We start from the raw sequence: 10,231 nt of genomic DNA on the forward strand, positions 1-10,231 counted from the left end.
GTCGTAGACGCAGCCGCCGCAGGTTTCCGCGGAACCGTAGGTGGTGATGACACGGATGCCGGCTTCGCGCGCGGCCTCCAGCAGCCGGGCCGGGGCGGGTGCGCCGCCCAGCAGAATGCCGTTGAACCGGCGCAGCACGGCCAACGTGTCCGTCGACGGCGATTCCAGGAGCCGCTGCAGCTGCGTTGGCACCAGCGACGTGAACCGGATTTTGTCGGTCAGTTCCAGCGCCGCGGCCGTAAACGCCTCGGGGGTGAAGCCGCCGGAGAGGTCCATGACCCACGGGCGGGTTCCGGCGAACAGTGAACGCACCAGGACCTGAATCCCGGCCACATACTGCACGGGCAGGGCAAGGAGCCACTGGCCCTCGCCCTTCAGCGCGAATGCTGTGGCCATCGAGGATGCTGCCAGCGCCTCCACGGTGAGGATGGTGGCCTTCGGTGCGCCGGTCGAGCCTGATGTGCGGACCACCGCCACCGCGTCATCGCAGCCCGGCGTCTCAGTGTGCCCCACCACCAGCTGGCCGTCGGGGCCAATGGAAAGTTCGACGGCGGGTCCCTCGCCGTGCAGGGCGGCGGCCAGGGCCGTGAGCGCGGGGTCGATGTTGAGGGGGCCGCTGGTGCGGGGTCCGTTATTCATGTGCCGTCCTGCCTTGGAATTACGCGGGGAAGTGAGCCGTGCCCGGAAGTGCTCCGGGACTTAGAAGTAGTGCGGAAAACGCGACCAGTCCGGGTCCCGCTTCTCCAGGAAGGCTTCCTTGCCTTCCACGGCCTCGTCCGTCATGTAGGCCAGGCGGGTGGCTTCGCCGGCGAAGACCTGCTGGCCGGCCAGGCCGTCATCGGCGAGGTTGAAGGCGAATTTCAGCATGCGGATGGCCTGCGGTGACTGCCGGGCGATGTCCGCGGCGTATTCCAAGGCGACGTCCTCCAGGCGCTCGTGGTCCACGGCTTCGTTGACCGCGCCCATCCGCACCATGTCTTCCGCGGTGTACTCCCGGGCCAGGAAGAAGATTTCGCGGGCGGCTTTCTGACCGATCTGGCGGGCCAGCAGCGCGGAGCCGTAGCCGGCGTCGAAACTACCCACCGTGGCGTCAGTCTGCTTGAACTTGCCGTGCTGGCGGGAGGCGATGGTGAGATCGGCCACGACGTGCAGGGAGTGCCCGCCGCCGGCTGCCCAGCCGTTCACGACGGCGATGACCACCTTGGGCATGGTGCGCATGAGCCGCTGGACCTCGAGGATGTGGAGGCGGCCGGCACGGGCGGGATCGATGGTTTCCTTCGTTTCGCCCTCCGCGTACCGGTAGCCATCGCGGCCGCGGATCCGCTGGTCCCCACCGGAGCAGAAGCTGTGCCCGCCGTCCTTGGAGGAGGGGCCGTTGCCGGTGAGCAGGACGGTGGCCACGTCCGGGGACATCCGGGCGTGGTCCATGGCGCGGTAGAGCTCGTCAACAGTGCCGGGGCGGAAGGCGTTGCGGACCTCGGGCCGGTTGAAGGCGATCCGGACGGTGGGAAGGTCCTTGGTGGTGCCGTCCGCGGAGCGTTCCACCTGGCGGTGATAGGTCATGTCCTGGAAGTCATCGAAGCCGGACACGGTGCGCCAGCGGGTGGGGTCGAAGACGTCGGACACCTTGGCGGGAATTTGGTTGCTCACCGGACAAGTCTAGTAATCGGCTCAGCTGATGCAGAACTCGTTGCCCTCGGGGTCTGCCATGGTGTGCCACTCGTGCGGGCCCTGGTTGGCGGTCCAGAGGAAGGTGGCGCCGCGGGCCTCGAGTTCGCGGCGGACCTCATCCTTGTCCCGGTCCTCGATCCGCACATCCCAGTGGACGCGGTTCTTCACGGTCTTTTCGTCCGGAGTGGTCTGGAAGAGCATCCGCCGGGTGGGCCGGGCTGCGTCCAGTTCCTCGGGAGGCCGGATGGCCGAACCTGTCCTCCACACCAGCTTTCCGTTGTGGACCAGGGTTTCGTCGTCGGTGGCGAACCCCTGCTCGATCATGGACCGGATGAAGGCCTCGTCCTGCGGCTCCACTGCCCAGTCCAGGGTTTCGGCCCACCAGTCGGCAAGTTCGTGCGGATTATGGCAGTCAACAACTGTTTGCGTGATCAGTCCCATCGTTCCAACGTACGACGGCGGCGGGCACGGCGGTAGGGTGTACGGCCCCCTCCTGCCGCAACGTCTACTGCAACGCGGGGCGCCATTACTGCAACGCGGGGCGCCATTACTGCAACGCGGGGTCACTTTTGGCCCGATAACGGAGCGATATTGGGCCATAAGTGACCCCGCGTTGGTTTTGGGGCGCGTTGGTTGGGGCGCGTTGGTGGGGCGTGTTGGTTTGGGGTGTGGTGGGTTGGGGCAGGGCGGCTAGGGCTGGACCTGCTGGAGCTGTTCGAACACTTCGGGCGGGATGGCGTAGATGAAGACCACTGCCAGCAGGTTCTTGGCCGCGTGGACGAAGTAGGAGAACATCAGGTTCTTGCCGGTCCAGACGTAGACAAAAACCAGGGTGGTGCCCATCGCGAGGTAGGGAAGCAGGGCCTGGAGCGTGATGGCCTCCTGGCCGGCGATGTGGATGGCGGCGAACAGCACCACTGACAGGACGCAGCACAGCCAGATATTGAGCCGCCGGCTGAGCTTGCCGATCAGGAGGTGGCGGAAGATGTACTCCTCCACAAACGGGCCGATCACCACCAGCACCGGAACCATCAGCCACGCCGGGACCTGCTGCATCAGCGCCTGCAGTCCGGCCTGGTTCTCCGAGGTCTGCACCTCGCCGGAGGCCGACACCACCAGGGCGGTGAGGATCATCATGGCCACCACGGCCGCGGGCACCATCAGCACCGTGAACCACGGGCGGGTGGCGAGGACGCGGAGGTCGCGGGCGGCTACCTGGCGTGCGGCGAACAGGGCCAGGATCCCGATGGAGCCGTAGAAGATCAGGTTCACACCGTAGGACGCCACTGCCGGACTGGGGGCCACCTGCAGCAGCAAAGGAACCAGCAGTTCCCCGGCCAGGGCGAAGAAGCCGGCAACGGCAACGTAGAGGCCAACGGTGGTGAAATCAAGGGGGGAAAACCTGTACAGCCCAGGCTGCGGAGCCGGTGGTTTCCGGTGTGTGGTGGCCATGCATTCAGCCTAGCCGGGAGCCGTGCCGTGCGGGTGCGGTGAGGGCGGCGTCACATTGCGGGCCAAGTTCGGGGTCCCGTAGAATATTCGGTATGCCTAAATTTATGTTTCGGTGCGCCAAAGTAGCCGCCCGAACGTTCGCGCGGGGAACGGTGGGCCTCCGCGCTGCCGGCGCTGCCGCCGTCGTCGTTCTGTCCCTGACTCTTGCTGCCTGTGGCGGTGATGCGTCCGGTAACGGCGACAACGGCAAACCGGTGGTGCTGACCACCTTCACGGTTCTGGCCGATGTCGCCCGCAACGTCGCCGGGGACAAGCTCACCGTGGAGTCCATCACCAAGGCGGGCGCCGAAATCCATGGCTACGAACCCACCCCAGGCGATATCCGCAAAGCCTCCAAAGCCGACCTCATCCTGGACAACGGACTCAACCTTGAAGCCTGGTTCGCCCAGTTCGTGGAGGGCCTGGACGTGCCGCACGCGGTGGTGAGCGACGGCGTGGAGGTGATGTCCATCAGCGAGGACTCCTACCAGGGCAAGCCCAACCCGCACGCGTGGATGTCGCCGGTGAACGTGCAGATCTATGTGGACAACATGGTGAAGGCTTTCGCTGAACTGGATCCGGAGAACGCCGAGGCCTTCAGGGCCAACGGCGATGCCTACAAAGCCCAGCTGCAGGCTGTGCAGGACGAGATGAAAGCCAGCCTTGCCGGAGTCCCGGAGAACCAGCGTGCCCTGGTGACGTGTGAGGGCGCCTTCTCCTACCTGGCGCGCGACGCCGGCCTCCGCGAGGTCTATATCTGGGCAGTGAACGCTGAACAGCAGGCCACCCCGCAGCAGATCACCCGCGCCATCGAGTACGTCAAGGCCAACCAGGTCCCCGCTGTCTTCTGCGAATCCACGGTGTCCGATGCCCCCATGCAGCAGGTGGTGGGTGCCACGGGGACCAGGTTCGGCGGCACCCTCTACGTGGACTCACTCTCCGAAGCGGACGGCCCCGTGCCCACCTACCTTGACCTGATCAGGCACGACGCCGATCTCATCACCAAGGCCCTGGCCGGCAGCACGGGCAGCGCGACAGCAGGGGCAAAGCCATGAGCACCCCGGCCATCCTGGTTGAAAACGTCACCGTCCACTACGGCGAGGTCCTGGCGCTCGATTCCGCCTCGCTCACCCTTGGCGCCGCCCGGATCTGCGGCCTGATCGGCATGAACGGGTCCGGAAAATCGACACTCTTCAAAGTGATCATGGGAATGATCAAGCCCGACGCCGGCCGCGTCCTGATCGGCGGCCAGTCACCGTCGAAGGCGCGCAAGGAGGGCGGGATCGGCTATGTGCCGCAGAGCGAGGATGTTGACTGGCAGTTCCCGCTGTCCGTAGGCGACGTGGTGATGATGGGCCGCTACGGGCACCAGGGGTTCACCCGGCGCCCGTCCAAAGCCGACAAGGCCGCCGTCGACGAAGCGCTGGACCGGGTGGAACTGGGCGAGTATGCGGGCCGCCAGATCGGCCAGCTGTCCGGCGGGCAGAAGAAGCGGGCCTTTGTGGCCCGCGGCATCGCCCAGGGCGCCACCATGATGCTGCTGGACGAACCGTTCGCCGGCGTGGACAAGCGCTCCGAGGCCACCATCACCCGGCTGCTGCAGGAGCTGGCCTCCGATGGCTGCACCATCCTGATCTCCACACACGATCTCCACGCGCTCCCGGAACTGTGCGACGAAGCGGTCCTGCTGATGCGCCGCGTGCTCATGCATGGTGCCCCGGAACTGGTGCTGCAGCCGGAAAACCTGGCCATGGCGTTCGGCCTGGACGTGCTCAACCGCCCGCTCCCGCAACACGGCGCCCCGGGAGGCCACGGCCACAAAGATCCGGCAGCAAGCGCCGATGCCGCCCCCGCAAAGAACAGGGGCTGAGTCATGGACCTTCTGGACATCCTGCTCGAACCGCTGAGCTACGACTTCATGGTCCGCGCCATCGTCACCACGGCGCTCGCCGCCGTCGTCTGTGCAGTGCTGAGCTGCTGGCTGGTGCTGATCGGCTGGTCGCTGATGGGGGATGCTGTTTCCCACGCTGTGCTGCCAGGCGTGGTACTGGCCTACATTGTGGGCGCGCCGTTCGCCCTGGGCGCGCTGGTATTCGCGCTGATCGCGGTGACCCTGATCGGCGTGGTCCGCAACACCAGCAGGGTCAAGGAGGACGCCGCCATCGGCATCGTGTTCAGCACCCTCTTTGCCCTGGGCCTGGTGCTCATCTCCGTCACGCCCAGCCAGACCGACCTGAACCACATCATCTTCGGCAACCTCCTGGGCGTCAGCATCCCGGACCTGATCCAGGTACTGGTGCTCGGCGTCGTGGCATTCGCCATCCTTATTCTCAAGCGCCGCGACCTCACGCTCTACGCTTTTGATCCCACCCACGCCCACGCGATCGGGCTCTCACCGAAGCGGCTCGGCGCGCTGCTCCTGGGCCTGCTGGCGCTGACCTCCGTGGTGGCCCTGCAGACCGTCGGGGTGGTGCTGGTAGTGGCCATGCTGATCATCCCCGGAGCCACCGCCTACCTGCTGACCGACCGCTTCAACCGGATGCTGGTGATCGCCCCGGTGGTGTCGGCCGTATGCTCGATCGCCGGGATCTACCTCAGCTACTACCTTGACACTGCCTCAGGCGCCATGGTGGTGCTCACCCAGGGCGTGGTGTTTGCTGCGGTCTACCTCTTCAGCCCGCGGCAAGGCCTGATCGGCACCCGGCTGGCCAAGGCCCGGCGTCGGAAAGCGGCCGTCCTCGCCGTGTAGTGGTCGCGGCGCCCATTTCGATGGTTCCCTGCACACTCGACGTTCGTCGCCATCGTGGGTGCAGGGAACCGTCGAAGTGGCGGACGACGCCGGTCTTGGGCCGGGCGCCGCCGTCACCGGCCGTGCAGCTTGACGCCGCGGCGTCGGGCGGGGCACGCTGGTGCGATGAAGTCCTAACCAGCAGCCCGGCCACGCCGGACTGTTCCCCGAAAAACCAGGGCCGCCGTCGAGCGCTGGATGAACCGTCCGGTTCAGCCCCGGCGGCCACACTGCGGAACTTGCGAGGACTTCCTGTGACTGAACATCTCCACCTTTCCGGCGTTTCCCACGGCTACGGGGACCGTGAGCTCCTGAATGCCGTCGATCTGGTGATCAACCCAGGTGAGCACGTGGCCATCGTGGGCGAAAAAGGTGCCGGCAAATCCACGCTGCTGAGGATCCTGGCCGGCCTCGAGCCTCCGGATGAGGGCACCACGGGCAGCCACGGCCGGGTGGGCTACCTCGCCCAGACCCATGGCCTGCCGGAGTCGTTCACCGTGGGCGCCGCCATCGACGCTTCCCTTTCCTCATTGAGGGCACTTGAGGCCGAGCTGGACCGCTTGGAAGCGGGGCTGGCCGATGCCGAGGACGAAGAGCTGGAACTGTACGGCAGGCTGCAGACCGAGTACCAGCTGCGGGAGGGCTATGCCGCGGAATCCCGGGTGGAGGCGGCGCTGGACCGGCTGGGCCTCGGCGGGCTGGACCGGAAACGGACCCTCGGATCGTTGTCCGGCGGGGAACAGGAGCGCGTCGCGCTGGCCTGCGTGCTGGCTGATCCGGCGGACATCCTGCTCCTGGACGAACCCACCAACCATCTCGACGCCCGCGGCACCGCTTGGCTTGAGGACCGGCTGGCGGCCCACCGCGGCACTGTGGTGGTGGTGTCACACGACCGCGTCTTGCTCAGGAAAGTCGCCACCACCATCATCGAGGTCGACGCCGAGCGCCGAGCCGTGACCCGTTACGGCAACGGTTACGACGGCTACCTCCGCGAGAAAGCAGCCGAACGCGAGCGCTGGGTCCAGCAGTACCATTCCTGGATCGATGAGATGGCGGCCGAAAAACGCCAGGCGGAGACTGTGGCCGGGACCATGGGCTACGGCCGCAAGCGCGACAACGACAAGGTGGGCTTTGATTTCAAGGCCGGCACGTGGCAGAAAGCGGCGAGCAGCAAGGTCCGCAACGCACAGGAGCGTTTGAGGCGGCTGGAAGCAAGCCCGGTGGACCGTCCCCCTGTTCCGTTGCGGCTGATGGCGGAGCTGGCGGTCGACGGGACAGCGGAAGGACGCACGACGCCGGACGCCGGCACCGAAGGTCTCCCGCCGACGTCGGTGGTCCTGAAGGCCCGCGGCGTCCAGGTTCCGGGCAGGCTGGGAGCCACCAATTTCCAGGCCGGCGCCGGTGAGAAAATCCTGATCACCGGCCCCAACGGCGCCGGAAAATCCACGCTTCTCTCCGTGCTGGCGGGGACCCTGGAACCCCCGGAGGGGATGGTGGAGCGGCCTGCGCGGGTCGGTTACCTCCAGCAGGAACTCGAGCTGCCCCAGCGGCCCGGCCTCCGCCTGCTCCCGGCGTTCGCGGCAGGTCTCGGCGGCAACATCGATGAGCATGCCGAAGCACTCCTGCGCCTGGGCCTGTTCCGCACCAGCGAATTCCATGTTCCGGTGGGCAGCCTGTCCGCAGGCCAGCAGCGCCGCCTGGCACTGGCGCGGCTGCTGCTGGGCGGGTACTCCACCCTCATCGTGGACGAGCCGACCAACCACCTGGCTCCCGTCCTGGTGGAGCAGCTGGAGGAGGTGCTGGAGGGCTTCGCTGGGACGCTGGTCATGGTCAGCCACGATCGCGCCCTGCGGGAATGGTTTGCCCGCTGTGCGCGGAAGAGCGAAAAGTCGCGGACGGACGATGCAGGCCGCTGGATCAGGTACTCGATGGACAACGGAGCGCTCGCCCCCGCCTGAGGGGGCAGCCGGCGGCAGGAAGTCAGTCGGCGGCAGAAAGTCTGCCGGCGGCAGCGGAGCCACCCCGGCTCCCGAAGCGGTGAGGTTTGCGTAAAAGGATCGTTACCGGCGGACCGGCAGGCGGAAACATCGGCGGCGGAAAATGGGGCCTGTGCCATTCATTCCGCCGGCCGAAAGGATCCTGACGTGATCACCAAGAACCTTTTCCTGCAGGGCATCTACCCGTTCCAGGGCGTGGGCATGGAAAAACCAGTCCCCATCCACAGCGAGCTCTCCCACTACGTCCCCGACGGCGTCATCAACCAGACGCTCTACTTCCGGGGCGGCAACTCCGGCAGCGAACTCGTCACCGTGGTGCTGATGCGCAACGGCGTCCCCATGCGCTACTTCCCGATAGGGGCCAAGGGCGATGTCCACGTCCCGCTCCGGGTGGTGGAGGACATCGAGGGCGGCACGGTGATCGAGCTGTACCTGGTGGCGCCTGAAGCGGCCTCGGGTCATCTGGTCATCGACCTCGGCATGGTGGAGCACTGATGACCAGCCTTGCCGAACGGCCGCAGGCGCGCATGCAGGGACGCAAGCCGGTCCGGGACGGCCGGCGCCGCCTGGTGGTGATCGGCAACGGCATGGCCGGCGCCCGGGCAGTCGAGGAAATCCTGGCCCGCGGCGGCGCGGACCAGTTCAGCATCACCATGTTCGGCGACGAGCCCTACGGAAACTACAACCGCATCATGCTCAGCCACGTCCTCTCCGGGGAGGAAAGCGACGCCGATATTTTCCTCAACGCCCTGTCCTGGTACCAGGAGAACGGCATCGACCTGCACGCCGGAGTCCGGGCCGAGAGGATCGACAAGGCCACCAGGCACGTGTTCTCCAACGACGGCAGGGTCACACCGTACGACGTCCTCATCATCGCCACCGGCAGCAGCTCCCACATGCCGCCCATGGACGGCCTTTACACGCCGGGCGGCTCCGTGAAGCACGGCATCTTCGGCTTCCGGACCATCGACGACACCCGCAAAATGGTGGCCCACGCCCAGCAGGAGCACCACCGGCGGGCCGTGGTGATCGGCGGCGGGCTCCTGGGCCTCGAGGCAGCCTATGGCCTGCGGAGCCACGGCATCGAGGTGGAGGTTGTCCACTCCGCCGGTCACCTGATGAGCGCCCAGATGGGGCCCGACGGCGGTGCGGTGCTCCGCCGCAGCGTGGAGGCCCTGGGCATCGGGGTGCACACGGGCAGCCGGACCACAGGTGTCCTGGGCACCGACAGGGTCACCGGGGTGAGCCTCCGGGACCGGCCCGACATCGAGTGCGACATGGTGGTGGTGGCCGCCGGCATCCGGCCCAATGTGGACCTCGCCGTGCTCAGCGGCCTGCCGGTGGAACGTGCCATCGTGGTGGACGACCAGCTGCGTGTCCAGGACGAGGACCACATCTATGCCGTGGGTGAATGCGTCCAGCACCGCGGGCAGGTATATGGCCTGGTGGCGCCGCTCTGGGAACAGGCCGTGGTGCTGGCCAACCACGTGACCGGCGCCGATACGACGTCGGCCTATCTGGGTTCCCGCACCGCCACCAAACTGAAGGTGGCGGGCGTCGAAGTGGCATCCATGGGCCTGCACGGTCCGGAGCGCGATACCGACGAACACATCGTCTTCTCCGAGCCCAGCCGGGGCATCTTCAAGTCCATCGTGGTCCGGGACAACAAAATGGTGGGCGCCACCCTGCTCGGCGACAGCCGCAAGGTGGCCTTCCTGACCCAGGCCTACGACCGCGGCATGCCCCTGCCGGAGGAACGGATCGGGCTGATGTTCGATCTGGGAACACCGGGGGAGGACGTCGGCGTGGCTGAGCTGGACGACGACGCCCAGGTCTGCAACTGCAACGGGGTCAGTAAGAAGGCGCTGGTCGGCGCGGTCAAGGGTGGCTGCAACACGGTGGCCGGCGCGATGGATGCCACCCGCGCCGGCAAGGGCTGCGGTTCCTGCAAGCTCCTGGTGAAGCAGGTGGTGGAGTGGGCCGCGGACGGCGCCGTGGAGGAAGACCCGGCCGCCAGTTACTACGTGCCCGGGATACCGCTGGACAAGGCCGCGCTGGTGGCGGAGATCCGTAAACGCGGCCTACGATCCGTCTCCTCGGTGTTCCAGGCCCTGGCCCCGGGGAGTACCGAAGATGCAAAGTCCAAGATGGGGCTGGCCTCGCTGCTGAAAATGATGCTCGCGGACCAGTACATCGACGAACGCGATGCCCGTTTCATCAATGACCGCGTCCACGCCAACATCCAGCGTGACGGCACTTTCTCGGTGGTCCCGCAGATGAAGGG

10 protein-coding genes are annotated in these 10,231 nt (G+C 66.8%); 6 read left to right on the forward strand and 4 right to left on the reverse strand.

The window, feature by feature from the left end:
• From DBR22_RS09985 to DBR22_RS10000, 4 genes are all read right to left on the reverse strand, one after another.
• The coding region (locus DBR22_RS09985) for an AMP-binding protein (RefSeq protein ID WP_146187461.1) at positions 1-639 on the reverse strand (639 nt) is incomplete at its 3' end.
• A gap of 60 nt (positions 640-699) precedes the next feature.
• On the reverse strand, positions 700-1,650 hold the full coding sequence (locus DBR22_RS09990) for a 1,4-dihydroxy-2-naphthoyl-CoA synthase (protein ID WP_108598892.1): 951 nt from the start codon (positions 1,648-1,650) through the stop codon (positions 700-702).
• 21 nt (positions 1,651-1,671) lie between these two features.
• On the reverse strand, positions 1,672-2,112 hold the full coding sequence (locus tag DBR22_RS09995) for a VOC family protein (RefSeq protein WP_108598893.1): 441 nt from the start codon (positions 2,110-2,112) through the stop codon (positions 1,672-1,674).
• A 249-nt stretch (positions 2,113-2,361) separates the two neighbouring features.
• The gene (locus DBR22_RS10000) at positions 2,362-3,123 is read right to left on the reverse strand and encodes a CPBP family intramembrane glutamic endopeptidase (protein WP_108598894.1); all 762 of its coding nucleotides are present in this window, start codon (positions 3,121-3,123) and stop codon (positions 2,362-2,364) included.
• A 92-nt stretch (positions 3,124-3,215) separates the two neighbouring features.
• Here DBR22_RS10000 and DBR22_RS10005 point away from each other — a divergent pair, with 92 nt between their 5' ends.
• The 6 genes from DBR22_RS10005 to DBR22_RS10030 form a co-directional block, all read left to right on the forward strand.
• Positions 3,216-4,217 (forward strand): metal ABC transporter substrate-binding protein, encoded by a 1,002-nt coding sequence (locus DBR22_RS10005; protein WP_108598895.1) that lies wholly within the window; start codon positions 3,216-3,218, stop codon positions 4,215-4,217.
• A complete protein-coding gene (locus DBR22_RS10010; RefSeq protein ID WP_258229124.1) occupies positions 4,214-5,032 on the forward strand; it encodes a metal ABC transporter ATP-binding protein in 819 nt (272 codons plus the stop codon). The genes DBR22_RS10005 and DBR22_RS10010 overlap by 4 nt, the downstream gene beginning before the upstream one ends.
• Positions 5,033-5,035: 3 nt before the next feature.
• A complete protein-coding gene (locus tag DBR22_RS10015) occupies positions 5,036-5,911 on the forward strand; it encodes a metal ABC transporter permease (protein WP_181365113.1) in 876 nt (291 codons plus the stop codon).
• Positions 5,912-6,204: 293 nt separating this feature from the next.
• Positions 6,205-7,908, forward strand: a complete 1,704-nt coding sequence (locus DBR22_RS10020; RefSeq protein WP_108598896.1) for an ABC-F family ATP-binding cassette domain-containing protein — start codon at positions 6,205-6,207, stop codon at positions 7,906-7,908.
• Between the two features lie 186 nt (positions 7,909-8,094).
• The gene (locus tag DBR22_RS10025) at positions 8,095-8,442 is read left to right on the forward strand and encodes a molybdopterin oxidoreductase (protein ID WP_108598897.1); all 348 of its coding nucleotides are present in this window, start codon (positions 8,095-8,097) and stop codon (positions 8,440-8,442) included.
• Between the two features lie 32 nt (positions 8,443-8,474).
• The coding region (locus tag DBR22_RS10030) for an FAD-dependent oxidoreductase (protein WP_258229125.1) at positions 8,475-10,231 on the forward strand (1,757 nt) is incomplete at its 3' end.

Source organism: Arthrobacter sp. HMWF013, from assembly GCF_003061105.1.
Taxonomy (GTDB): Bacteria; Actinomycetota; Actinomycetes; order Actinomycetales; family Micrococcaceae; genus Arthrobacter.

Bases quoted from the DNA above. Each gene is read 5' to 3' on its own strand.
- DBR22_RS09995 (WP_108598893.1), bottom strand. From the start codon at position 2,112: ATGGGACTGATCACGCAAACAGTTGTTGACTGCCATAATCCGCACGAA.
- DBR22_RS10000 (WP_108598894.1), bottom strand. From the start codon at position 3,123: ATGGCCACCACACACCGGAAACCACCGGCTCCGCAGCCTGGGCTGTAC.
- DBR22_RS10005 (WP_108598895.1), top strand. From the start codon at position 3,216: ATGCCTAAATTTATGTTTCGGTGCGCCAAAGTAGCCGCCCGAACGTTC.
- DBR22_RS10010 (WP_258229124.1), top strand. From the start codon at position 4,214: ATGAGCACCCCGGCCATCCTGGTTGAAAACGTCACCGTCCACTACGGC.
- DBR22_RS10015 (WP_181365113.1), top strand. From the start codon at position 5,036: ATGGACCTTCTGGACATCCTGCTCGAACCGCTGAGCTACGACTTCATG.